Below are 23,785 nucleotides of genomic sequence, written 5' to 3' on the forward strand. Positions count from 1 at the left end.
CCAATCGGGGCCTGCTCATGGCATCACCCGGTCGGTGATCCGGTCCGACCACCACAGACCACCGGCCGCCAGGGCCAGGCCGACCACCAGCAGCCAGCCGCCCAGATGCCCGCCGAGCAAGAAGGCCAACGGCTGGGCTCCGATGAGCTGCCCCAGCACTAACCCGAGTACCGGCAGCCCAGCCAGAATGCCCGCGCTGGCGCGGGCGCCGGCCAGTCCCGCCGAAACCTTTGCCGAAAATCGTTGACGTTGCGCGACATCACGTTGGGCGGCCCGCATCAGGGTGGCGATGGCCAGACCGTGGTCACTGGCCAATTGCCAGTACACGGCTAGTCGTTCCCAATGCGCGGGCAGGGCCGACCGCCGGGCGGCCGCACGCAGGCCACCGGTGACGTCAGCACCCAATCGGGCGTGTGCCGCCACACCACGCATGGCCGCAGCCACCGGACCATCGGTTTCGTCGGCGGCGACGCCGAATGCGCGCACCGGATGGGCACCCACGCGCAGCTCACCGACCAAAATCTCGAGTGCCGCCTCCAACGCCCACCCCTCCCGCACGCCGCGGGCACGGACCAGGCGCCGGCGACGACGCCGGCTCGCGGTCCCCGCCACCACCGCGACCGCAAGCACGGTTGTCAGTGGCATCACCAGGACGGCGCCCGCCAGCACGCAGGCGAGCAGACAGCCGAGCCATCGCGTTGCGGATAGCCAATTCGAGTGCCCACGAACATCGTTGACGCTGATCCGGCGCCGCACCGGAACCGACAGCACGGCGATCGCGGCCGCAACCATCAGCGCGGCCAGCACCAGACCGGTCATGGCGTCCCCCGCCCGCTGAGCAGGCCGCGCAACACGGCGCCGCCGTCTTGCGCCATGCCCCGGTCCGCGTGCCACGCGGTCAGCGCCGCAACGAGACCGTCTTCGGCCCTGTGTAGAACGGCAATCTCGCTGAGCCGGCGCCGCCCACCCTGATCGCGGGTGACGTGCAGCAGCACCTGCACCGCCGCGGCAAGCTGGCTGTGCAGCGCCGCGCGGTCCAAGCCCCCCAGGGCGCCCAGCGCCTCCAGCCGAGCCGGAACCTCACCGGGGCTGTTGGCGTGCACGGTGCCCGCGCCGCCCTCGTGTCCGGTGTTCAGCGCCGCGAGCAGGTCCACCACTTCGGCTCCCCGAACCTCGCCGACGACGATGCGGTCGGGCCGCATCCGCAGCGCCTGGCGGACGAGTTGGCGCAGCGTGACTTTGCCGGCGCCTTCGACATTCGCGCAGCGGGCCACCAGTTTGACCAGGTGTGGGTGCCTCGGAGCCAATTCCGCAGCGTCTTCGACGCACACGATCCGCTCCGAGCCGGCGACGGCTCCCAACATCGCGGCGAGCAGGGTCGTCTTTCCGGCACCGGTACCCCCGCACACCAGGAATGCCAGACGCGCGGCAAGGATTTCACCGACCAGCTCGGCGGCTTGCTCGGCGATCGCGCCGGCGGCGATGAGCGCCGCCAGATCCACTGTGGTGGGCCGCAGCACGCGCAGCGACAGGCAGGTGCCGGCGGCGGCCACCGGTGGCAGCACGGCGTGCAGCCGCACCGTCAGTCCACCGGTACCGATCCCACCGAGATGTCCGTCCACCCAGGGTTGCGCGTCATCGAGCCGGCGTCCCGCCGCCAACGCCAGCCGTTGCGCCAGCCGCCGCACCGCCGCCTCGTCGGCGAATCGAACCCCTCTGCGGCGCAGCCCGTTTCCATCGTCAACCCACACCGCGTCGGGCGCGATGACAAGGACGTCCGTGGTGCCGTCGGCACACAACAGAGGCTCGAGAATGCCGGCACCGGTCAGCTCGGTCTGCAGCACCCGAAGATTGGCGAGCACCTCCGTGTCGCCAAGCATCCCGCCAGACTCGGCGCGGATCGCCGCCGCCACCACGCTGGGTCTCAGCGGCCCGGGTTCGGTCGTCAGCCGCTCACGGACACGTTCGATCAGTGGTCCGTTCATGCGGCCCGACCGCCCGGTACCGCCGTCGAATTCGGCAGTAGCGCGAGCACCCGGCGGGCCGCGGCGGCCAGCGGCGATCGCCTCCGCAATCGCAGTCCGCCGTGTTCGAGTTGCTCGACCAACCGAGGCTGCACTCGCATCGATGCAAGCAAAGGCACCCCGGCAATATCGGCCACCTCCGCCGCCCGCAACCCGCCCGGCGACGGCCCGCGCACCACCAGTCCCCGGTGGGGATTGATCGCGGCAAGCACCGGAACGATCGTTGCGGTGGCAGCGCAGGAGCGTACGTCGCAGGGACAGACCAGCACGACGAGATCGGCGCGGTCCAGTGCGACCTGCACGGCGTCGGTCAGCCGTCGGGGAAGATCACAGACCACGGTCACTGCACCGCGGCGACCGGCGTCGATGAGCGCGCCAACCGCACCGCAATCCAACTCCTGGCCGCGCCGGGTACCCGACAGCAGGCTTATCCCCCGGTGCCGCGGCAGGCCATCGCGCACGGCCGACCAGGCCAACCGTCCGCCCTGCAAGGACAGGTCCGGCCAGCGTAGGCCGGGGAGGTTTTCGCAACCCATCAGCAGATCGATGCCCCCACCCCAGGGGTCCAGGTCAACCAGCAGAGCATCGGCGGCACTTTGGGCCAGGGCGGCCGCGAACAACGAAACCCCCGCTCCGCCACTGCCTCCGATGACGGCAATCACCTGGCCGACCTCGCCGCCAAGACCCTCGTCCCGCGCTGCCTCGACCGCTTCGGCGAGTTCGCGGATCAATTCACCCTCTTGTTCGGGCATCTGCAACACGGCGCCGGCGCCGATCGCGACGGCGGTCACCCAGGTATCGGTCCCGGCCTCAGCTCCGGTCAGCAGGCAGACGAGGGCGCGCCGGGGCAAGGCGGCTTGGTTCAAACCCCGCGCTGCCGCGGGATCGAGCACCACGGCGCCAGCGGCCGACCATGCCTTTCGCGTCACCGGTTTGCGACCGTCGCCATGGACGATCCGAACGCCCACGGCCGCGGCGACTCGATCCAGCTCGTCACGCAGCTTCGGGTCGACAAGCATCGACAACACGCCGGCGCTGTCGGTCGCGGTATGAAGTGGCTTGGTCACCCAGCTACCGTGCCGGCCGAGCGCCCGTGCCCACCAGGGTCAATCGCGAATTTGTGGAAAGAGACGCAGCTGTGCACAATCGCGCGGGCCGCCCGGCTCCGAGCCGGCCCGGACCACCAGGACTTCGAGAATCTCCGCAACTCCCCGGAGGGCGCCAAAACGGGTGCCGCAAGGCATTGGAGTGACGGAGGCGAAAATTTTTTACCCCACAAAAGGGACGACCCCCGCCAGGGGGGAGGCGGAGGTCGTCGTGCTTCAGCCCCGGGGGGTCGGACTGATGCACCCTCGGCTCATGGCCGAGTAATGCTTACTATACACATGCCAGACTGGATTAACGCAAGTATCGGTGCAAATCGAAAAATACGGCTTGAGCCGTACAAATAAGGGCAACACGTCGACAACATTCATTGTCAATCGCCGTCGCGGACGGCGCGATCACGGCTCGACAGACCGCACACCTATGCTGGTCTGGTGACCGTCTCCGACCCGGCCGCGCAGCAACAAGACTCACCGCAGTCACCGGAAAAGCCTCCTGCGCGCGCCCGCACCGCGGCGTTTTTCGACCTGGACAAGACGATCATCGCCAAATCCAGCACGCTGGCGTTCAGCAAACCTTTCTTCGCGCAGGGCCTGATGAACCGACGAGCCGTGCTCAAATCCAGCTATGCGCAGTTCATCTTTCTGCTTTCCGGCGCCGACCATGACCAGATGGACCGGATGCGCACCCACATGACCAACATGTGCACCGGCTGGGACGCGGAACAGGTGAAGTCGATAGTCAACGAGACGCTGCACGACATCGTGACGCCGCTGGTGTTCGCCGAAGCCGCAGACCTCATAGCCGGCCACAAACTGTGTGGACGTGACGTCGTGGTGGTCTCCGCCTCCGGCGAGGAGATTGTGGGCCCGATCGCCCGCGCGTTGGGCGCCAACCACGCGATGGCGACCCGGATGGTCGTGCCGGACGGTAAGTACACCGGCGAGGTCGCCTTCTATTGCTACGGCGAAGGCAAGGTTCAGGCGATTCGCGAGCTGGCCGCCCGTGAGGGCTATCCGCTGGAACACTGCTACGCCTACTCCGACTCGATCACCGATCTGCCCATGCTCGAGGCCGTCGGCCACCCCTCGGTGGTCAACCCCGACCGCGGCTTGCGCAAGGAAGCCATGGAGCGGGGTTGGCCGGTGTTGTCCTTCTCTCGCCCAGTGTCTTTGCGTGATCGCCTCCCGGCACCGTCGGGCGCCGCGATCGCCACTAGCGCCGCGGTCGGAATCAGCGCACTGGCCGCCGGAGCGGTCAGCTACCTGTTGCTGCGCCGCTTCGCTTTCTAGCACCGACGTCCCGGCGCCAGCAGCTACCTCTCGAGCAAACGTTTTGCGCGCCCGAAAAATAAGTCGTTGCAGAACTTTCATGAATTAGGCCTTGCTGCGCCCAGGCTCCAGTAGTAGAAATGGAGTCACGGCAGCCCGGTGAAGCCAAGGTCGAACCGGAAGAGAAGGTTCGTCCTCCCGACCCGGGCACCCAGCACGGCCCCCGGAACCCACGCGGAGTCATAGCCGCGATAATGGCAGAAGTGTTGCGGGCCTGCGTAATTGCGCAATTCAGATGGTACCGACGGCCCTTTGGGTGGGGCTGCAGCCAGAAGGGTCGCAAAAGCGCCGAGGCCAACCCACGCAGCCCACAAATGCACGCTTGGTAACCGAGATCCGTGTTGGCGGGCGGCGACTCGAAAATCCTTTCGGTCGCCGCCCGCATTGCATTTCTGGAACAATTCCTATTTCGGTGCGATTGCGACGCAAATGCGGGGCGCCAGCTATCAACGGCTAGCTACGCGGCACCGAGTTTGCGATCGCCAGAGCCTCCTGCGCCCCGGCCTCCATCGCTCGGCAACACAGCACCAACCAGGCCGCCCGCCCGGCGGGCGTGCCCTCGGCGAATCGATCCGCGGCATCGCGGTAGCCAACGGGCTGTCGCATCCAACTCACCTCGGGCACCCCGAGTCCGTGCGGATCCAGTCCGGTCGCAATGGTCACCAGCCGCGACACCCCGCGGGCGACGACGCCGTCGGCGGTGCCAAACGGCCTCAGCGTCAACAGCTCTCCATGGGCGACCGCGGCGATAACGGGCGCCGACGCTCGCGTCGGTCGTGTCACCAGATCCGCAAGCAGTTCCAGACGAGGCCCGATGCCCGCGTCGGCTCGCGGGCGGCCCAACCCGCCGTCGGCCGCCAGGTCAGCGGCGGCCAGCATGTGCAGACGCGCCAGCGCCTGCAGCGGCGCCTTCTGCCACACGCCGACCAACGGCCCCGCGCCGCCTTCGAGCGCCTGCGCCACTCGCAGCGCGCCCCCGAAGACCGGATCATTGACAACGGGGTAACCAGCGGACGCGTCCACCAAATCTTCCAGTCGCGTGGGGCCACCGTCGAGCACCGAGGAGGCGCGGGCCCCGCGCAGCGCGGCCTCGGCAGCGGTCACCGGCCAGCCACGCAGGTTGGCCCGATGCCGGTGCGCCTGCCCCAGCGCCTCGCGGGCGCGGTCGCTGGCGTCACCGACGCCGGGGAGCTCCATCAGCGCGGCCAGCGGGTCAGCAGTCACAGCATGTCAACCTAGCGGGGAGCCACCGGGCCACCTGGAATGGACTCCAGCAGGCGCTGCGTGTACTGCGCGCCGGGCCGGGTGAACACTTCCTCCGTCGGGGCATGTTCCACCACCTGACCGGCGCGCATGACCAGGACGTCGTCGGAGATTTGCCGCACGACCGCCAGATCATGGCTGATGAACAGGTACGCCAGGCCCAGGTCCGCCTGCAATTCGGCCAGCAGATCCAGAATCTGGGCCTGCACCAGCACATCGAGCGCCGAGACCGCCTCATCGCACACCAGCACGTCGGGGCGCAGCGCGAGCGCTCGGGCGATCGCCACGCGTTGCCGCTGGCCACCCGACAGCTCCCGGGGCAGCCGACCCAACACCGACGACGGCAGCGCCACCTGGTCGACGAGCTCGGCCACCATCTGCCGGCGCTGCGCACGGTCGCCGACGCGGTGGATGCGCAGCGGTTCCTCGATGGCGCGAAACACCGAGTACATCGGATCCAGGCTGCTGTACGGGTTCTGGAACACCGGCTGTATCCGGCGCCGAAAGGCCAGCTGCGCGTCGCGATCCAACTTGTCCGGCTGGATTCGGGCTCCGTCGAAGGACACCGTGCCCGAGGTCGGTTGCAGCAGACCCAGCACCATGCGCGCGACCGTTGATTTGCCCGATCCCGACTCGCCCACGATGGCCAAGGTGCTCGCCCGCCGCAATCGGAACGACACGCTATCGACGGCCCGAAACTCGCCGCGCCGCCAGGGCGCGCCCCGGGATTCCCGATAGATCTTGGTCAATTCCGAGACGCTCAGGATGTCGCCGCAACCACCGGCGGGCTGGTCCGCCCCGCCAGGAACCGGGCCCCTCGCCGGCGCTCGGCGCGGGTCACGCACCGTCAACGACGGTGCGGCGGCCACCAGTCGCTTGGTGTATTCGTGCTGCGGACTGCGCAGAATGTCGCTTGCGGTACCGGATTCCACCACCACGCCGTGATGGACAACCAGCACCGACTCGGCCCGTTCGGCCGCCAGCGCCAGGTCGTGGGTGATCAGCAGCAGCGCGGTGCCGAGCTCGTCGGTTCGGCGCTGCAAATGGTCGAGCACCTGACGCTGCACGGTGACGTCCAGTGCCGACGTCGGCTCGTCAGCGATGAGCAAAGCGGGCCGGCCGGCCAGCCCGATGGCGATCAAGGCGCGCTGGCACATGCCGCCGGACAGTTGATGTGGGTAGCGCTGGGCGTGCTTGTCCGGGTCCGGCATCCCGGCCTGGGCCAGCAGCTCTACCGTGCGCCGTCGCGCGTCGCGCCCATCGGTGTTGGCCCGCAATGCCTCCCGGATCTGAAAGCCGACCTTCCAAACCGGGTTGAGATTGGTCATCGGGTCCTGGGGAACGTAGCCGATCTCGCGGCCCCGAATGGTGCGCATCACGCGCCGGTCCGCCGAGGTGATGTCACGTCCGTCGAAAATGATGCGGCCAGCGGTAATTCGGCCACCGGGGGCCAGCAGCCCCAGGATGGCCGCGGCCGCGGTGGACTTACCGGATCCCGACTCTCCCACCACCGCAACGGTTTGCCCGCGATAAACGCTCAGATCCATGCAGGCAACCACGGGTTCGTCGGTGCCGAACCGGACCTGCAGGCCGTGCACCGACAACAGCGGGGCCGCCGCGGTGCTCATGCCCGCCACGCCCGTGATGCCGGATCCAGGGCGTCGCGTAACGCGTCACCCATCATCATGAAGGCCAGCACGGTCACCGCCAGCGCACCGGCGGGATAGAACAGGATGGGCGAGCCGGCCCGCAGTCGCATCTGCGCCACGTTGATGTCGCCGCCCCAGGACACCACCGTCGGCGGCAGACCCACCCCGAGGTATGACAGCGTGGCTTCGGTGACGATGAAGATGCCCAGGGCCACCGTGGCTACCGCGATCACCGGCCCGATCACGTTGGGCAGCGCGTGGCGCAACAGGATCTGAAACCGGCTCATTCCCAATGCTTTGGCGGCCAGAACGAAGTCGCTGCCGCGCACCTCGAGCACCGAACTGCGGGCGATCCGGGCTATCTGCGGCCAACCGAACAACGCCAGGATGGCGATCACGGTCCACACCGTGCGGTGATGCATCACCTGCATGAGCACGATCGCGGCCAGCAGCAGAGGCAGACCGAAGAAGATATCGGTGATGCGCGAAACCACGGCGTCCAGCCAGCCTCCGTAGTAGCCGGCCAGGGCCCCCAACGTCACGCCGGCAATGAACGCGGCCGCCGTCGCACCCAGTCCCACCACGACCGAGGCGCGGGCTCCGTAGACGGTGCGTGCGTAGATGTCATGGCCCTGCAGGTCGGTGCCGAACCAATGCGCCGTAGACGGGCTCAACATGCTCTGGCTGGGATCGGCGTAGCTGGGGTCGATCCCGGTGAACAGGGACGGAAACGCGGCGACGACGAGAATGAACACGATCAGGACGGCCGCGATGACGAACTTGGGCCGCCGCCGCAAGCCGCCGAGGATATCGAACCAAAAGCCCCCGAGCTCAGCCATATCTAATCCGTGGGTCCAGCGCCGCGTAGAGCAGATCCACCAGCAGATTGGTGAGCAGATAAACCATGACAAGCACCGTCACGATCGACACCACCGTCGGCGCCTCCTGCCGGGTGACCGCCTGATACAGCACCCCGCCGACACCGTGGATGTTGAAAATGCCTTCGGTCACCACCGCGCCGCCCATCAGCGCGCCCAAATCCGCGCCCAGAAACGTCACCACCGGGATCAGTGAGTTGCGCAGAATGTGCACCGTCACCACCCGGGGCCGCGACAACCCCTTGGCCGTCGCGGTGCGGACGTAGTCGGCATGGGCGTTGGCGGCCACCGCGGACCGCGTCAGCCGCACCACGTAGGCGAATGACACCGCGCCCAACACCATCCCGGGTAACAGCAACCGGTCCAAAGTCGTCCTGGCCCCGACCGTGACCGGCGCCAGCCCCAGTCGCACACCGAAGAGGTATTGCGCCAGGAAGCCCAGCACGAAGATCGGCACCGCGATGATGATCAGCCCGGTAAGCAGCACCGTGGCGTCGAAGATGCCGCCTTGGCGCAATCCGGCGATCACCCCGAAGCCGATCCCCAGCACGGCCTCGACCGCGAGCGCGATCAAGGCCAGCCGAATGGTCACCGGGAATGCATGCGCCAGAACAGCACTGACCGGCAGCCCGGAATATGCGCGGCCCAGGTCGCCGTGCAGGACACCACCCAGGTAGTGGGCATACTGCACCAGAAATGGGTCGTCGAGGTGATAGCGCGCGCGCAGCTGCTGCGCCACCGCGGGCGTCAACGGCCGATCGCCGGCGATGGCCGCCAACGGATCCCCGGGCAGCAGGAACACCATGCCGTAGATCAGCAGTGTCGCGCCGAGAAACACCGGCACCATCGCCAAGATCCGGCGAGCTACGTACCAAACCATGTCAGGCCTTGACGAGGTTCTCGTAGTCGGGCAGACCGTTCCACGTCACCTGCACATTGCTGACCTCGGTGGACCACCCGACAACGGCGATGTAGTCCCACAGCGGGATCGTTGGCATGTCGTGAAACAGGATTCGCTGCGCGACGTTGGCCAGCCGATCGGCCTCCTGAAGGGTGGGCGCGGCCGCGGCAGCCGCCAGGGCGTCGTCAAACTCCTGGTTGGAATAGCCGACATCATTGGATCCCGCACCGGTTCCGTACAGCGGAGCCAGGAACTCGATCATCGAGGGAAAGTCGCCCTGCCACCCCGCGCGAAATGCGGTGTCGATGGTTCGGTTGGTGATCTGGGTGCGCAAACCCGCGAAGGTGGGCTGCGGCGCACCCATCGCCTCGATTCCCAGCACATTCTTGATGCTGTTGGCCACCGCGTCCACCCATTCCTGATGGCCGCTGTCGGCGTTGTAGGCGATGGCGTAGCTGCCGCTCCACGGTGAGATCGCGTTGGCCTGCGCCCAAAGTTGCCGCGCCCGCTGCGGGTTGAAGTCCAGGGCCTCGTTACCCGGAATGTGGGGGTCGAATCCGGGCAGTGACCGGGCCGTGAAATCGCGCGCGGCGCTGCGGGTTCCGTTGAAGATCTGCTGGCAGATCTGGGGCCGGTCGATAGCCGCCGACAGCGCCAACCTGCGCAACCGCCCCTCCTCCCCACCAAAATGTGCCAACCGCAACGGGGTATCCAGGGTCTGATTTATCGCGGCGGGGCCGCTGGTGGCGTTGTCCCCGAGGTCGCGCCCATAGACGGTGAGCGCGCTGGACGGAATCGTGTCCAGGACATCGAGATTGCCGGACAACAGATCGGAGTAGGCGGTTTCGAGGTTGGCGTAGAACTCGAAGCGCAGACCTTTGTTGCGGGGTTTGCGATTGCCCCGGTAATCCGGATTGGGCACCAGGTCGATCTTGACGTTGTGTTCCCACGCCGGTTCCTCGCCGCCACTGTCCAGCCGGTATGGGCCGTTGCCGATCGGGTTGCGGCCAAACGCGGCCATGTCCTTGAAGGCGGCCTCGGGCAGTGGATAGAACGAGCTATGTCCCAGGCTCAACATGAAATCGATGGTCGGCGCGCGCAGCCGCACGGTGAACTCCCGGTTGTTGACCACATGCAATCCCGACATCGTGGTCGGCTTTCCTTCCCCCGGCTCACCGGCCACCTCCTCGTATCCCTCGATCGGGCTGAAGAAGTGTTGTTGCAGTTGTGCATTCGTGCTCAGCGCCCCATAGTTCCAGGCGTCGACAAATGAATGCGCGGTTACCGGTGAGCCGTCGGTGAATCTCCAGCCGGGTTTGAGAAGGATCCGGTAGTTGACGTTGTCGGTGGTGTCGATCGACTGCGCCACCTCCAGCGACGGCTTGCCCTTGGCGTCATAGGACACCAGGCCGGCGAACAGGCGGTCGATGATGCGACCGCCGTAGCTGTCGTTGGTGCCGGTCGGGATCAGGGGGTTCGGCGGCTCCCCACCGTTGACCAGCACCAGATCGGGGCTGAGCACGCCGCCGCCGCAGGCCGCCACCGGTGAGACCGCCAGCAACACGGCGACGACTGCCAGGGTGGCCCGCATCCGCCGCATGACAGCGACCATACTGGCCCCCGCGGCGCCGCCGAGTAGAGCGCCGGGCACCCGGCTCATTGTCATCGGTGCCGTCCTGATGGCGATCGGCGCGTTGACGATATCGCGGCGACGTTCCCCCCAGGCCATCAGTGGCATTTACATCCTGGCGAGTTAGGCTCACGCCGAGCGAAGAAGAGCTCGATGAAGCTCAACATAGGAGACACGCCAGTGACCGCCACCAGTGCTGAAGAACCGTCGTCCTACCCTCCCCCGGCCGAATTCATCGAGCAGGCGAACGCCCGCGCCGAGTTGTACCGCGAGGCCGAAGAGGACCGGCTCGCATTCTGGGCCAAACAGGCCGACCGGTTGTCCTGGGCCACCCCATTCGGTGAGGTGTTGGACTGGTCGGATGCGCCGTTCGCCAATTGGTTTGTCGGCGGCAAACTCAACGTCGCTTACAACTGCGTGGATCGCCATGTCGAGGCCTGCAACGGGGATCGCGTCGCGATCCACTGGGTGGGCGAGCCGATCGAGGACAGCCGCACGCTGACCTACGCCGATCTGCAGGCCGAAGTATCCAAGGCGGCCAACGCGCTGACCGGCCTCGGCCTGGTGGCCGGCGACCGGGTCGCCATCTATCTGCCGTTGATCCCCGAGGCCGTGATCGCGATGCTGGCCTGCGCGCGGCTGGGAATCATGCACAGCGTGGTCTTTGGCGGTTTTACCGCCAACGCTCTGCACGCCCGGATCGTCGACGCCCAGGCCAAGCTGCTGATCACCAGCGACGGGCAGTTCCGTCGCGGCCATCCGGCTCCGCTCAAGGACGCGGCCGACGAGGCGGTCAGTCAGCCGGACAGCCCCGTCGAGCATGTCCTGGTGGTGCGGCGCACCGGAATCGACGTGTCCTGGAACGACGAACGCGACCTGTGGTGGCATGACGTCGTCAACTCGGCGTCACCCGAACACACACCGGAGCCCTTCGACGCCGAGCAGCCCTTGTTTCTGCTGTACACCTCGGGGACCACGGGCAAGCCCAAGGGCATCGTGCACACCAGCGGCGGCTACCTCACCCAGTGCTGTTACACGGTGCACACCATCTTCGACGTCAAGCCCGAGACCGACGTGTTCTGGTGCACCGCCGACATCGGCTGGGTCACCGGCCACACCTATGGCGTGTACGGTCCGCTGGCCAACGGCATCACCGAGGTCCTCTACGAGGGCACACCCAATACGCCCGACGAACACCGCCACTTCCAGATCATCGAAAAATACGGTGTCACAATCTATTACACCGCCCCGACGCTGATTCGCACCTTCATGAAATGGGGCCGCGCGATCCCGGACGCGCATGACCTGTCCAGCCTGCGGCTGCTGGGCTCGGTCGGCGAACCGATCAACCCCGAGGCCTGGCGCTGGTACCGCGACGTCGTCGGCGCCGGACACACGCCGATTGTGGACACCTGGTGGCAGACCGAGACCGGCTCGGCGATGATCTCACCGCTGCCCGGGATCGCGGCGGCCAAACCCGGGTCGGCGATGACTCCGCTGCCCGGCATTTCGGCCAAGGTGGTCGACGCTCATGGCGATCCGCTGGCGCCGGAGACCGATGAGGGCACGCACGTCACCGGCTACCTGGTCCTGGACCAGCCATGGCCATCGATGCTGCGCGGCATCTGGGGCGACCCCGCGCGATTCCACTACGCCTACTGGTCGAAGTTCGAGGACAAGGGCTACTACTTCGCCGGGGACGGGGCCCGCCTCGACTCCGACGGGGCGATCTGGGTGCTGGGCCGTATCGATGACGTGATGAACGTGTCCGGGCACCGCATCTCCACCGCGGAGGTGGAATCGGCACTCGTCGGTCACCCGGGTGTGGCTGAGGCGGCGGTCGTCGGGGTGGTCGACGACACCACCACGCAGGCCATCTGCGCGTTCGTCGTGCTACGCGGCAACTACGAGCAGCACGACGGGACCAGCGAGGAGTTGCGCGCCGAGGTGGCCGAGGCGATCTCGCCCATCGCCCGCCCACGGGAGGTCCACGTGGTGCCGGAGCTGCCCAAGACCCGCAGCGGCAAGATCATGCGGCGGCTGCTGCGTGACATCGCCGAAAAGCGCGAACTCGGCGACACCTCGACACTGCTCGATCCCACGGTGTTCGACGCGATTCGCAACGCCGCCAAATAGCTGAGGCCTCAGCCCGGTACTGGGACGAACCCCGATCCGGGCCGGTTCTTGGCCGCGATGTCGTCCAGGTCGGCGTTCATCGACATCACCACGGCGGGGGTGTGCAGCGGGATGTATTTGGTGATGCAGGTGGGCAGGCTGTCACTAAACGCGCCATGAATCATCCCGACCAGCATGTTGTTGACCGTCACCGGCGCCCCGGAGTCGCCGGGGCCGCCACAGACCTGCATCAGGATGGTTCCGGGATCCTGGCCCGGCCCCCAGGTCACCCCGCAGGAGTTGCCCGTAGTGCGGCCCTGCTTGCACGCGATCTGCCCGAAGGTGGGGTCCGGGCCGATGCCGTTGATCGCAAAGTCGTTGAAGTTGGCCACCGGTGTCACCTTGGCCGGATCGAACTTGATCACCGCATAGTCAAGGCTGTCGTTGCCGGCAACCATGGTGCCCACCACGCCCTTGTCTTCGGCCCCTTCGGCGGCGACCGGGGCGCCGGGACCCCCGCAGTGCGCGGAGCTGAAACCGATGAGATCGCCGTTCTTGTCGTGCCCGATGGTGGTCAGGGTGCACAAAGTGCCCCCGTTGACGACGATGCCGGCACCGCCACCCAACGGAACCTTGTCGTCGGCAGCCGCAGCGTTGGCGGGCCCGAACACAAGGGCCAAGAGCACGGTCACGATCGCCGACGAAATGCGGCGGTGTGCCGTCTGCAAAGTGGTACTCCCGTCGGCTGGTCAAACATCAGAACAGATGCGCCAGTGTAGATGATCGCGGGACCTGCCCCGTTGCTGTTGGAATGGTGCGCAAGCGTCAATTAACGGGCTTGATCCGGCCCCGTCCCGCGCGGTGATCGACTCGCCTCGTACGGCACCGAAGCGCATGGCAACATAATCCGCGACGACCGCCAAACCGCGGCCGTCAAATCGAGAGGACCGTCTGTGAGCGAACCTGATCGCAAGAACGGTGTGCCCAGCACGCTGACCACGATTCCGTTGGCGGACCCGCATGCCATGCCGGCTGAGCCGTCGATCGGCGACCTGATCAAAGACGCGACAACTCAGATGTCGACGCTGGTGCGGGCCGAGGTGGAACTGGCGCGCGCCGAGATCACGCGTGATGTCAAGAAGGGCCTGACGGGCAGCGTTTTCTTCATTGCCGCCCTGGTGGTGCTGTTCTACTCCACCTTTTTCTTGTTCTTTTTCCTCGCCGAGCTGCTCGACACCTGGCTATGGCGTTGGGTGGCGTTTCTCATTGTGTTCGGCCTCATGGTTTTGACCACTGGCATGCTCGCCTTGCTGGGTTTCTTGAAAGTCCGCCGGATCCGAGGACCACGACAAACCATCGAGTCGGTCAAGGAGACCCGCACCGCGCTGATCCCGGGCCACGACAAGTCCACCGCGGTCGAACCCTCCGCCCCCGCGCCCGGCAAGCCGGTCACTGATCCTTCGGGTTGGTAAATGCCCGCACCAGATCCGTCGATCACCCGCATCGACGGGCCATGGCGCCATCTGGACATCCACGCCAACGGCATCCGGTTTCATGTGGTCGAGGCCGTCCCGGCCGGCCAGCGCGATAACGCACCGAGCACCACCCAGCCCCTGGTGATGCTGTTGCACGGGTTCGGGTCGTTCTGGTGGTCCTGGCGTCATCAGCTGCGCGGGCTCACCGGTGCCCGGGTGGTCGCCGTCGACCTGCGCGGTTACGGCGGCAGCGACAAACCGCCCCGCGGCTATGACGGCTGGACCCTGGCCGGCGATACGGCCGGACTGATCCGTGCGCTCGGACATTCCTCGGCCACCCTGGTCGGCCACGCTGACGGCGGGCTGGCTTGCTGGACCACCGCGCTACTGCATCCCCGATTGGTGCGTGCCATCGCGTTGATCAGCTCACCGCACCCGGCCGCGCTGCGGCGATCCACCCTGACCAGGCGCGATCAGGGGCGCGCGCTGTTGCCGACGTTGTTGCGCTACCAGGTGCCGCTGTGGCCCGAACGTTTGCTGACCCGGGATAACGCCGAGGAAATCGAACGGCTGATCCGCAGCCGCACCAGCGCCAAATGGGCGGCCTCGGAAGATTTCTCGCAGAGCATCGGCTATCTGCGGCGGGCCATCCAGATCCCGGCCGCCGCGCACTGCGCACTGGAGTACCAGCGCTGGGCGGTGCGCAGCCAGCTACGCGGGGAAGGCCACCGATTCATGCGCTCCATGAATCAACGCCCCGGCGTCCCCATCTTGCACCTACGCGGCGACGCCGATCCCTACGTCCTGGCCGCCCCGGTGGAGCGCACCCAACGTTATGCACCGCACGGACGCTACGTGTCGGTCGCCGGCGTGGGCCATTACAGCCATGAGGAAGCGCCCGAAGAGATCAACCGGCACCTGATGCGGTTTTTCGAGCAGACCCGCGACGCGCGGCTCAGCTGACGCAGGATCCGGTGGCGACTCGCTCGGTAGCGCCGATCCTGGCCAGCTGACTGGCCACCTCGCCGGAGGTGAGGACAAACCCGGTGTCCGGGTCGTCGACCGCCGCGCCGAACACCACGCCAAGCACTTGGCCGTTGAGATCAATCAGCGGCCCGCCCGAATCACCTTGCTCCACGTTGGCCCTGATGGTGTAGACGTCGCGGGTCACCGGCTGCGGGTTGCGGTAGATGTCGGGGCCGCTGAGTCGGATGGCCTCGCGAATCCTGGCCGGAGTCGCGGTGAAATTCCCGCCGCCGGGATAACCCAGCACCACCACGTTGGTACCGGTTGGCGCTTCCCGCTCGGCGAAGATCAGTGGTGGCGGCGGCAAACCCGGCACAGCCAGGATCGCGATGTCCACCGAGGGGTCATAGGAGACCACCGTGGCATCCAGCGGCTTGCCGCTGGCAAACACCTGCACACTGTTGGCCCCCGCCACCACGTGGGCATTGGTCATCACCCGGTCCGGCGCGATCACGAAGCCGCTGCCTTCGAGCACCTTCTGGCAACTCGGCGCCAGGCTGCGGATCTTGAGCACGCTTGGCGCGGTGGCCTCGACCACCGTATTTCGCGCCAGCGCCGGATCTGGCGAGGCGACCGGAATGACCGGGGTGCGACTGAACGGCTCCAAGACGGCCGGCAGACCCGACGTGCTCAGCAACCCCGAGAGTCGCTTGGGCACCGTCTTGAGCCAGGTGGGCGCCACCTCGTTGACCTGAGCCAGTACCCGCGAACCACGAACCGCCGCCGCCAGCTCCGGTTGATCCTTGGACTGTGTCAATGGCGTCGCCAACAACCACGCCGCGGTCAGCACCACAACGAGCTGCACTCCGACCCCGATGACGGAGTCGATCACTCGAATCGGCCGGTTACGGATCGCGCCGCGGACGGCCCGTCCCAGCACCACGCCGGCGACCTCGCCGACCACCACCAGCCCCAAGATCAGGAACAGCGCGGCGAAAAGTTTGGCCCGCGGGGCGTTGATGTGGCTGACGATATGGGGCGCCAGCAACACACCCGCGATCGCACCCAGCAGCACACCGGCGAAGGACAGCATCGAGCCCAGCGCGCCGGAGCGCCAGCCGGAGACAGCGGCGATGAAGGCGACCGCCAAGACGGCGATGTCCAGCCACTGTGACGGGGTCATCGAGTTCATCGCAGCCCACCCTGCTCGCCGACCAGCGCCATCGCGTCATCCAGCTCACGCAGGTCGCTGGTATCCCAGGGCTCCGACCACCCCGCAACATCAAGCACTGCCGAAATCACCTGGCCAGTGAATCCCCAAACCAGCATTTGATTCAGCAGAAACGCCGGTCCGGCCCAGCGCCGGCTCAACGTACGCCGGTACACCATCAGCCGGTTGGCCGGATTGATGAAGGCTCGGACCGGAACTCGCGCCACGATCGCCGTTTCGGCCTCGTTGATGACGTTCACCGGACCGGGATCGGCCGAGTAGGCCAGGACCGGAACGACGTGGAAGCGCGAGGGCGCAATGAAGGTCCGGCCCATGGTGACCAGGGGATGAAGCCTGCTGACGTCGAGCCCGGTTTCTTCGTGGGCCTCACGCAAGGCGGTGGCAACCGGCCCGTCGTCGCCGGGATCGGACGCACCTCCGGGAAAGGCCGCCTGACCGGCATGGTGGCGCAACGTCGACGCTCGCACCGTCAGCAGCAGGTCGGCATCGGTGGGCACCCGGCCGTCGGCCGACTCCGGACCCGAGAACAGCACCAGAACCGCGGCATCGCGCTCGTCGCGACGCAACGATGCGGTCGAGCTGGCTGCGGTCACCATCGCCAACACGTCGGCCGGCAGCCGCCGCCGAACCGCATCGGGCACCCGATCGATGTTGTCGACCAGTGGGCGCAGCCAGGACGGACCGACCTCGGGAGTCAGGGCAACGGTCGCGTTCACCGGTGCCTCCTTGTCGGGCTGGTCGGGCCGGTCGGGCAGGTTAGGCCAAGCGCTCGTCACGCCGGGTTTCCGACCGCAGCCGCAATCTCGTCGGCGCTGCCGAAAGCTCGCGGCAGGGTTTGGGCCACGCTACCGTCCGGCCGCAGGAGCACAGTCGCGGGCATCACATTCGCGACCCCCAGCGCGGCCGCCACCTTGCGGCGGCCATCTTGCAGGGTCGGCAACCGAACGCCGAGGTCGGCCAATTCCACCAGTGCGGCGGCTTCATTCTCGTCCTGGTGAACGGTCAGCACGGTCACCTCGGATCCAACGCGTCGCTGGTACTCGGCCAACGCCGGCAATTCGGCCGTGCACTCCGCGCACCAATACGCCCACAGATTGAGCAGCACCCGGCGGCCGGCCACGGCGGAGGCGACATCGACGGGCGCACCGTTGGCCGCACATTCCACCACCACGCCCTGCAACCGGGCCGGGCCGGGACCAGCGCCGCCGGCCGGACAGGGCGGCAGGTTCGAGCGCCGTCGTGGCCCGGCCAGGGCAGCCGGCGTGTCAGCATCACGATGTTCGCGCGCGACCGGCGCACCGGTGTGCCCCGCCGGCCCGGAACCCTCTCGCAGCTGGGCGGCCAACGCGATTATCAGCGCGACCACTACCGCCAGCACCGCAATGGTCCAGCGAGCCCCAGGTGTCAGCCGCGTCAGCTCCGGCACTAGCGCGCGGTCACAGCCCGGCCATGGCCAGTAGGTGCTCGGTCTCCGGACCCTGCACGAGTGGCGCGGCGAGCAGCGGCTCCGTAGGACCGAGCCCATAGGAGGGGCAATCCTTGGCCAGCACGCACACGCCGCACGCCGGTTTGCGAGCGTGGCAGACGCGGCGGCCGTGGAAGATCACCCGGTGGCTCAACAGCGTCCACTCCTTGCGCTCGATCAGCTCGCCGACCGCGTGTTCCACCTTGACCGGGTCTTCTTCGGCGGTCCAGCGCCACCGTCGCGCCAGTCGGCCGAAGTGAGTGTCCACGGTGATCCCGGGAACGTCGAAGGCATTGCCCAAGATGACGTTGGCCGTCTTGCGCCCGACCCCGGGCAGCGTCACCAGCTCCTCCATGGTGGCCGGCACCTGGCCGTCGAACCGCTCGACGAGAGCTTGCCCGAGGCCGATGAGAGAGTTCGCCTTGTTACGATAGAAACCAGTGGGGCGGATGAGGTTTTCCAATTCGGCGCGATCGGCCTGGGCGTAATTCAGCGCCGTCTGGTATTTCACGAACAAGTCCGGCGTCGTCAAATTCACCCGCTTGTCCGTGCTCTGCGCCGAAAGAATCGTGGCCACCGCCAACTCCAGCGGCGAGGTGAAGTCCAGCTCGCAGTACACGTGGGGAAACGCTTGTGCCAGTTTGCGATTCATCCGACGCGCCCGCCGCACCAAGGCTGTCCGGGTCTCTTCGGACCAGCGCTTGGGTAACTTGGGGGTGGACGCATTCGCGGTGGGCTTGGACCTCCCAGACACCTTTGCCACGCTCACCTACGACAGAGTACTGATTTCGTGATCTCGCTGAGACCTGGTGTTGATTCGAAGCCGTGTTTACTCTCCTTGTGTCATGGTTGCTGGTCGCGGGTATTCCGGCGTTGCTGATTCTGACGACGCTCGGTCTGGGTCGGCTGGAGGTAGCGCTGTCCGACGACACCGTGAGCGCTTCCGACGTCGCCGAGTTTCTCGACCACGCTCGGGCCGTCGACGTACGCACGTTGGCCCGCGAGGGGATGCCCGAAGCATTGGAATATCTGCATCGGCGCCAAGCGCTGGCTCTCAGCGACGCCGCGGCGCCAAGGGCCCTGACCGGGAAGCATCACGCCGTACCTGGGGTGGAAGGCGCGTTCAACCACCTGCACGCCCAGTTGCGGACCAATCCGCAGTTTACGTCGACCCGACACGTGAATCGTGTGTAGCGTTGGCACGTCGTACTGATTGGCATAACCTTTAGACTCGGCAACGGTCAACAGATTGGCCCGCCCATATCACTTCGTTGGAAAGCTGAAGAGGCAACGTGGACGAGATCCTGGCAAGGGCAGGAATCTTCCAAGGGGTTGAACCCGGCGCGGTCGCAGCATTAACCAAACAACTGCAGCCCGTTGACTTCCCCCGCGGACACACGGTTTTCGCTGAAGGTGAGCCCGGTGATCGGCTGTACATCATCGTCGCCGGCAAAGTGAAAATCGGACGTAGGTCGCCGGACGGCAGGGAGAACCTGCTGACCATCATGGGACCGTCCGACATGTTCGGTGAGCTGTCGATCTTCGACCCCGGACCTCGGACCTCCAGCGCGACCACAATCACCGAGGTGCGGGCGGTGTCAATGGACCGCGACGCGCTGCGGGCATGGATCGCCGATCGGCCGGAGATCGCCGAGCAGCTGCTGCGGGTTCTGGCCCGCCGGCTGCGCCGGACCAACAACAACCTGGCCGACCTCATCTTCACCGACGTGCCCGGCCGGGTGGCCAAGCAGCTGTTGCAGCTCGCGCAGCGCTTCGGCACCCAAGAGGGCGGCGCCATGCGGGTCACCCACGACTTGACTCAGGAGGAGATCGCCCAGCTGGTGGGCGCTTCCCGGGAAACGGTCAACAAGGCGCTGGCCGACTTCGCACATCGGGGCTGGATCCGCCTGGAGGGCAAGAGCGTGCTCATCTCGGACTCCGAACGGCTGGCCCGCCGAGCCCGCTAGGACTGGCTCCCGGCTTGGTGCAGATGGTTCAGCTGCACCTGAACCGACCACTCGGCGGCATCCCAGAGCTTCTCGTCGACGTCGACGTAGACGTGTTCGACGATCTGGCGAGCGCTGGCTTGCTCGCCGAGTTCCCGTAGCGCCGAGCGAACCTGCTCGAGCCGCTCCTGGCGGTGCGCCAGGTATCCCTGCGCGACGATCCGAATGTCGGCCAGGTCCGGCCCATGGCCGGGCAGGACCATGCGCGGCCCCAGACCGCGGAGCCGATGCAGCGATTCCAGGTATTCGGACAGGCTGCCGTCCTGCTTGTCCAGGACGGTCGTCCCCCGCCCCAACACGCTGTCGGCGGTGAGCACGGCATCCTCGAGCACGAACGACAGCGAGTCCGCGGTGTGTCCCGGGGTGGCCAACACGGTGATTTTCAGCCCGCCGGCATCGATGACCTCGCCGTCGCTCAACGCCACCGGGTCACCGCGCAGGAACTGGGGATCGGCGGCGCGCACGGGCGCACCGGTGCGCTCGAACAGCTTGTCGATGCCGTCGGTGTGATCGCCATGGCGGTGACTGATCAGCACCAGCGCGATGCGGCCCAGCGCGGCGATTCGGGCAATGTGCTCGTCGTCGGCCGGGCCGGGATCGACGACAACCAGTTCGTCACTGCGTGGGCCGCGGAGCACCCAGGTGTTGGTGCCCTCCAGGGTCAGCAGACCCGGGTTATCGGCAACCAGGACCGAGGCAAGGTCGGTGACCGGCCGTAACCGGCCGTATGCAGGATGCGTCAGCGACCCGGCTGTCTCGGACACGGCGGCTAGCCGACCTCCACGATCAGCTCGACCTCCACCGGGGCGTCCAACGGCAACTCCGCGACACCGACCGCCGAACGCGCGTGCACGCCCTTGTCGCCAAACACCTCGGCAAGCAGATCCGAGGCACCGTTGATGACGTTGGGCTGACCGTGAAAGCCCGGCGCGGAGGCGACGAACCCGACGACCTTGACCACCCGGGTCACCGAATCGATGTCCACCAGGGAGTTCACCGCGGCCAGCGCGTTGAGCGCGCAGACACGCGCCAGCGCCTTACCTTCCTCCGGTGTGACGTTGGCGCCAACCTTGCCGGTGCCGAGGAGCTTTCCGGCTTCCAAGGGCAGCTGCCCCGCGGTGTAGATGAGATTGCCGGTTCGTACCGCGGGGACGTAGGCCGCCAGCGGCGCCGCCACCTGCGGAAGCGTGATACCCAGTTCGGCGAGCCGGGATGTAGCGTTCATCAGAATCAAGACCCTTTACTTCTACTTCGGACGCTTCAGGTAGGCGACGTGCTGCTCACCGGTTGGGCCGGGCAGCACCGCCACCAGCTCCCAGCCATCGGCTCCCCATTGATCGAGGATCTGTTTGGTGGCGTGCGTGAGCAGCGGAACCGTCGCGTACTCCCATGTGGTGGATTGGGTCATAGCGCGAGCTTATCGGTCGAACTTGAAAACCTTCGGCCAGGCCGGTTCTCATACGGGCCGGTAGGGCTAGCATGCGATGGTGGCAAACACATCTAGCGGCAGCGGTTCCGTCGGGTGGCCATCGCGCTTGTCGAAGGCCCGCTTGCACTTTGTAACCGGCAAGGGCGGCACCGGAAAGTCCACGATCGCGGCGGCTCTCGCACTTACCCTAGCAGCGGGGGGCAGCAAGGTCCTTCTCGTCGAAGTCGAAGGGCGCCAAGGCATTGCGCAGCTCTTCGACGTTCCGCCGCTGCCATACCAAGAAGTCAAGATCGCGACCGCCGAACGTGGCGGTCAGGTCAATGCACTGGCGATTGACATCGAGGCCGCCTTCCTGGAGTACCTCGAGATGTTCTACAACCTGGGCATCGCGGGCCGGGCAATGCGCCGGATCGGTGCCATCGAATTCGCCACCACGATCGCACCCGGCCTGCGTGACGTGCTACTCACCGGAAAGATCAAAGAGACGGTGGTCCGCGTCGACAAAAACAGGCTGCCGGTCTATGACGCGATCGTTGTCGATTCGCCCCCGACCGGCCGGATCGCGCGCTTCCTCGACGTCACCAAGGCCGTCTCCGACCTGGCCAAGGGCGGGCCGGTGCATTCGCAGGCCGAGGGCGTGGTGAACCTGCTGCACTCCGACCAGACCGCCATCCATTTGGTGACCCTGCTGGAAGCGCTGCCCGTGCAGGAGACGCTGGAAGCCATCGAAGAACTGGCCGAGATGGAATTGCCGATCGGCAGCGTGATCGTGAACCGAAATATTCCGGCCTATCTGGATCCCGGGGACCTCGCCAAGGCCGCCGAGGGAGACGTTGACGCGGACTCGGTGCGGTCCGGGCTGGCAATGGCCGGAATTGAGCTCGCGGATGCCGATTTCGCCGGGCTGCTGACCGAAACCATCGAACACGCGACCCGAATCACCGCGCGTGCCGAGACGGCGCAGCAACTCGACGCCCTGCAAGTGGCGCGACTGGAACTACCGACAATCTCCGATGGAGTCGACTTGGGCAGCTTGTACGAGCTTTCGGAATCACTCGCACAGCAGGGGGTTCGATGAGTAGCGTGCCGAAAACTCTTGACATGGCGGCCATCTTGGCCGACACCGCCAACCGTGTGGTGGTGTGCTGCGGGGCCGGAGGCGTCGGCAAGACCACCACCGCTGCGGCGATCGCGTTGCGAGCGGCCGAATATGGCCGCACCGTGGTCGTCCTGACCATCGACCCCGCCAAGCGACTGGCACAGGCGCTGGGCGTCAATGATCTCGGCAACGTGCCCCAACGAGTGCCGTTGGCCCCCGAGGTCTCCGGTGAGCTGCACGCGATGATGCTCGACATGCGCCGAACGTTCGACGAAATGGTGATTCAGTACTCCGGATCCGAACGGGCACAATCGATTCTGGATAACCAGTTCTATCAAACCGTCGCTACGTCCCTTGCCGGCACGCAGGAATACATGGCAATGGAAAAGCTGGGACAGCTGCTGGCCCAGGACCGGTGGGACCTGGTGGTGGTGGACACCCCGCCGTCGCGCAATGCTCTTGATTTCCTGGATGCACCCAAGCGCCTGGGCAGCTTCATGGACAGCCGCCTGTGGCGGCTACTGCTCGCTCCCGGCCGAGGCATTGGCCGCTTGGTGACGGGCGTGATGGGCCTGGCCATGAAGGCCATGTCGACGGTGCTCGGTTCGAGGATGCTCGGCGATGCGGCCGATTTTGTGCAGTCACTGGATGCGACCTTTGGCGGCTTTCGGGAGAAGGCCGACCGGACCTACGCCCTGCTGAAGCGCCGCGGCACCCAGTTTGTGGTGGTGTCGGCGGCCGAACCCGACGCGCTGCGCGAGGCGTCGTTCTTTGTGGACCGACTCTCGGAAGAAAGCATGCCGCTGGCCGGACTGGTGTTGAACCGCACCCATCCGACCCTGTGCGGGCTGCCGGTCGAACGGGCCATCGACGCAACCGAAACTTTGGACGAGGAGCACGCCGATTCGGAGACGGCCGCGCTGACGGCGGCGGTGCTGCGCATCCACGCCGACCGGGCACAGACAGCCAAGCGCGAGATTCGGTTGCTGTCCCGATTCACCGGGGCCAATCCGCATGTGCCGATCATCGGCGTGCCGTCGCTGCCATTCGACGTTTCCGACTTGGACGCCCTGCGCGCACTCGCCGATCAGATCACCGCCGCCGGCAATGGCGGGGGCGCTACGCCAGCCCGTTAGGACCGACCGCGACGGTCGGGCCAATTGGGCACACGCCAGTTCCTATTGGGAACAAGACAATTAGAGTGCATCCAACCGGCGCG

24 protein-coding genes are annotated in these 23,785 nt (G+C 66.7%); 8 read left to right on the top strand and 16 right to left on the bottom strand.

Annotated features, from left to right (window positions below):
• Nucleotides 1-15: 15 nt before the first annotated feature.
• From MMSP_RS01765 to ssd, 3 genes are read right to left on the bottom strand one after another with little or no spacing between them, the layout of a single operon-like run.
• The gene (locus tag MMSP_RS01765; RefSeq protein ID WP_020785219.1) at nucleotides 16-819 is read right to left on the bottom strand and encodes a type II secretion system F family protein; all 804 of its coding nucleotides are present in this window, start codon (nucleotides 817-819) and stop codon (nucleotides 16-18) included.
• The gene (locus MMSP_RS01770) at nucleotides 816-1,985 is read right to left on the bottom strand and encodes a TadA family conjugal transfer-associated ATPase (protein ID WP_020785220.1); all 1,170 of its coding nucleotides are present in this window, start codon (nucleotides 1,983-1,985) and stop codon (nucleotides 816-818) included. Before MMSP_RS01770 ends, MMSP_RS01765 begins: the two co-directional genes overlap by 4 nt.
• On the bottom strand, nucleotides 1,982-3,043 hold the full coding sequence (gene ssd / locus MMSP_RS01775; RefSeq protein WP_086084805.1) for a septum site-determining protein Ssd: 1,062 nt from the start codon (nucleotides 3,041-3,043) through the stop codon (nucleotides 1,982-1,984). The genes MMSP_RS01770 and ssd overlap by 4 nt, the downstream gene beginning before the upstream one ends.
• A 519-nt stretch (nucleotides 3,044-3,562) precedes the next feature.
• Between ssd and MMSP_RS01780 the strand changes: the two genes are divergently transcribed.
• Nucleotides 3,563-4,420 (top strand): HAD-IB family hydrolase, encoded by an 858-nt coding sequence (locus MMSP_RS01780; RefSeq protein WP_020785222.1) that lies wholly within the window; start codon nucleotides 3,563-3,565, stop codon nucleotides 4,418-4,420.
• 492 nt (nucleotides 4,421-4,912) lie between these two features.
• On the opposite strand, the gene MMSP_RS01785 is transcribed toward MMSP_RS01780, so the two are convergent.
• The 5 genes from MMSP_RS01785 to MMSP_RS01805 are packed head-to-tail and all read right to left on the bottom strand — an operon-like array spanning nucleotide 4,913 to nucleotide 10,762.
• The gene (locus MMSP_RS01785; RefSeq protein WP_020785223.1) at nucleotides 4,913-5,683 is read right to left on the bottom strand and encodes a hypothetical protein; all 771 of its coding nucleotides are present in this window, start codon (nucleotides 5,681-5,683) and stop codon (nucleotides 4,913-4,915) included.
• A gap of 11 nt (nucleotides 5,684-5,694) precedes the next feature.
• Nucleotides 5,695-7,350 (bottom strand): ABC transporter ATP-binding protein, encoded by a 1,656-nt coding sequence (locus MMSP_RS01790; protein ID WP_036427009.1) that lies wholly within the window; start codon nucleotides 7,348-7,350, stop codon nucleotides 5,695-5,697.
• On the bottom strand, nucleotides 7,347-8,210 hold the full coding sequence (locus MMSP_RS01795; protein WP_020785225.1) for an ABC transporter permease: 864 nt from the start codon (nucleotides 8,208-8,210) through the stop codon (nucleotides 7,347-7,349). The genes MMSP_RS01790 and MMSP_RS01795 overlap by 4 nt, the downstream gene beginning before the upstream one ends.
• Entirely contained in the window at nucleotides 8,203-9,129 is a 927-nt protein-coding gene (locus MMSP_RS01800) for an ABC transporter permease (protein WP_012396670.1), read from the bottom strand. The genes MMSP_RS01795 and MMSP_RS01800 overlap by 8 nt, the downstream gene beginning before the upstream one ends.
• A 1-nt stretch (nucleotide 9,130) precedes the next feature.
• Entirely contained in the window at nucleotides 9,131-10,762 is a 1,632-nt protein-coding gene (locus MMSP_RS01805; protein ID WP_117387744.1) for an ABC transporter substrate-binding protein, read from the bottom strand.
• A 171-nt stretch (nucleotides 10,763-10,933) separates the two neighbouring features.
• Here MMSP_RS01805 and acs point away from each other — a divergent pair, with 171 nt between their 5' ends.
• The gene (gene acs / locus MMSP_RS01810; protein ID WP_369797282.1) at nucleotides 10,934-12,916 is read left to right on the top strand and encodes an acetate--CoA ligase; all 1,983 of its coding nucleotides are present in this window, start codon (nucleotides 10,934-10,936) and stop codon (nucleotides 12,914-12,916) included.
• A gap of 8 nt (nucleotides 12,917-12,924) precedes the next feature.
• Here acs and MMSP_RS01815 read toward each other — a convergent pair whose 3' ends face one another.
• Nucleotides 12,925-13,623: a peptidase gene (locus MMSP_RS01815; protein ID WP_012396673.1), complete on the bottom strand. Its 699-nt coding sequence runs from the start codon at nucleotides 13,621-13,623 to the stop codon at nucleotides 12,925-12,927.
• A 225-nt stretch (nucleotides 13,624-13,848) separates the two neighbouring features.
• On the opposite strand from MMSP_RS01815, the gene MMSP_RS01820 reads away from it, so the two are divergent.
• Entirely contained in the window at nucleotides 13,849-14,367 is a 519-nt protein-coding gene (locus MMSP_RS01820; protein WP_020785228.1) for a phage holin family protein, read from the top strand.
• The gene (locus tag MMSP_RS01825; RefSeq protein WP_015357497.1) at nucleotides 14,368-15,333 is read left to right on the top strand and encodes an alpha/beta fold hydrolase; all 966 of its coding nucleotides are present in this window, start codon (nucleotides 14,368-14,370) and stop codon (nucleotides 15,331-15,333) included.
• On the opposite strand, the gene marP is transcribed toward MMSP_RS01825, so the two are convergent.
• The 4 genes from marP to nth are packed head-to-tail and all read right to left on the bottom strand — an operon-like array spanning nucleotide 15,326 to nucleotide 18,684.
• Complete coding sequence (gene marP, locus MMSP_RS01830) at nucleotides 15,326-16,519, bottom strand: acid resistance serine protease MarP (protein ID WP_117421114.1); 1,194 nt, start codon at nucleotides 16,517-16,519, stop codon at nucleotides 15,326-15,328. The two genes, MMSP_RS01825 and marP, sit on opposite strands and share 8 nt — an antisense overlap.
• 5 nt (nucleotides 16,520-16,524) lie before the next feature.
• On the bottom strand, nucleotides 16,525-17,322 hold the full coding sequence (locus MMSP_RS01835) for a CoA pyrophosphatase (RefSeq protein WP_036427012.1): 798 nt from the start codon (nucleotides 17,320-17,322) through the stop codon (nucleotides 16,525-16,527).
• A 17-nt stretch (nucleotides 17,323-17,339) separates the two neighbouring features.
• Nucleotides 17,340-17,993, bottom strand: coding sequence for a TlpA disulfide reductase family protein (locus MMSP_RS01840; RefSeq protein WP_020785231.1), 654 nt, complete (start codon nucleotides 17,991-17,993; stop codon nucleotides 17,340-17,342).
• Nucleotides 17,994-18,003: 10 nt separating this feature from the next.
• The gene (gene nth, locus MMSP_RS01845) at nucleotides 18,004-18,684 is read right to left on the bottom strand and encodes an endonuclease III (RefSeq protein ID WP_020785232.1); all 681 of its coding nucleotides are present in this window, start codon (nucleotides 18,682-18,684) and stop codon (nucleotides 18,004-18,006) included.
• Between the two features lie 173 nt (nucleotides 18,685-18,857).
• Between nth and MMSP_RS01850 the strand changes: the two genes are divergently transcribed.
• Nucleotides 18,858-19,226, top strand: a complete 369-nt coding sequence (locus tag MMSP_RS01850; protein ID WP_051153583.1) for a hypothetical protein — start codon at nucleotides 18,858-18,860, stop codon at nucleotides 19,224-19,226.
• Nucleotides 19,227-19,324: 98 nt separating this feature from the next.
• Entirely contained in the window at nucleotides 19,325-19,999 is a 675-nt protein-coding gene (gene crp, locus MMSP_RS01855; RefSeq protein WP_012396681.1) for a cAMP-activated global transcriptional regulator CRP, read from the top strand.
• Here crp and MMSP_RS01860 read toward each other — a convergent pair.
• Genes MMSP_RS01860 through MMSP_RS26595 form a run of 3 tightly spaced genes read right to left on the bottom strand, consistent with a single transcriptional unit; the run spans nucleotide 19,996 to nucleotide 21,446 of the window.
• Nucleotides 19,996-20,802, bottom strand: a complete 807-nt coding sequence (locus MMSP_RS01860) for an MBL fold metallo-hydrolase (RefSeq protein WP_011741881.1) — start codon at nucleotides 20,800-20,802, stop codon at nucleotides 19,996-19,998. The two genes, crp and MMSP_RS01860, sit on opposite strands and share 4 nt — an antisense overlap.
• Before the next feature lie 5 nt (nucleotides 20,803-20,807).
• Nucleotides 20,808-21,263, bottom strand: coding sequence for a RidA family protein (locus MMSP_RS01865; RefSeq protein WP_011741882.1), 456 nt, complete (start codon nucleotides 21,261-21,263; stop codon nucleotides 20,808-20,810).
• A gap of 21 nt (nucleotides 21,264-21,284) precedes the next feature.
• The gene (locus tag MMSP_RS26595) at nucleotides 21,285-21,446 is read right to left on the bottom strand and encodes a DUF4177 domain-containing protein (RefSeq protein ID WP_012396683.1); all 162 of its coding nucleotides are present in this window, start codon (nucleotides 21,444-21,446) and stop codon (nucleotides 21,285-21,287) included.
• Between the two features lie 76 nt (nucleotides 21,447-21,522).
• Between MMSP_RS26595 and MMSP_RS01870 the strand changes: the two genes are divergently transcribed.
• Entirely contained in the window at nucleotides 21,523-22,545 is a 1,023-nt protein-coding gene (locus MMSP_RS01870) for an ArsA family ATPase (RefSeq protein ID WP_020785234.1), read from the top strand.
• The gene (locus MMSP_RS01875) at nucleotides 22,542-23,702 is read left to right on the top strand and encodes an ArsA family ATPase (protein ID WP_012396685.1); all 1,161 of its coding nucleotides are present in this window, start codon (nucleotides 22,542-22,544) and stop codon (nucleotides 23,700-23,702) included. The genes MMSP_RS01870 and MMSP_RS01875 overlap by 4 nt, the downstream gene beginning before the upstream one ends.
• Nucleotides 23,703-23,785: the final 83 nt, after the last annotated feature.

Origin of the sequence: Mycobacterium sp. 012931 (assembly GCF_000419295.1) — a bacterium.
In the GTDB taxonomy this organism is placed as follows: Bacteria; Actinomycetota; Actinomycetes; order Mycobacteriales; family Mycobacteriaceae; genus Mycobacterium; species Mycobacterium marinum.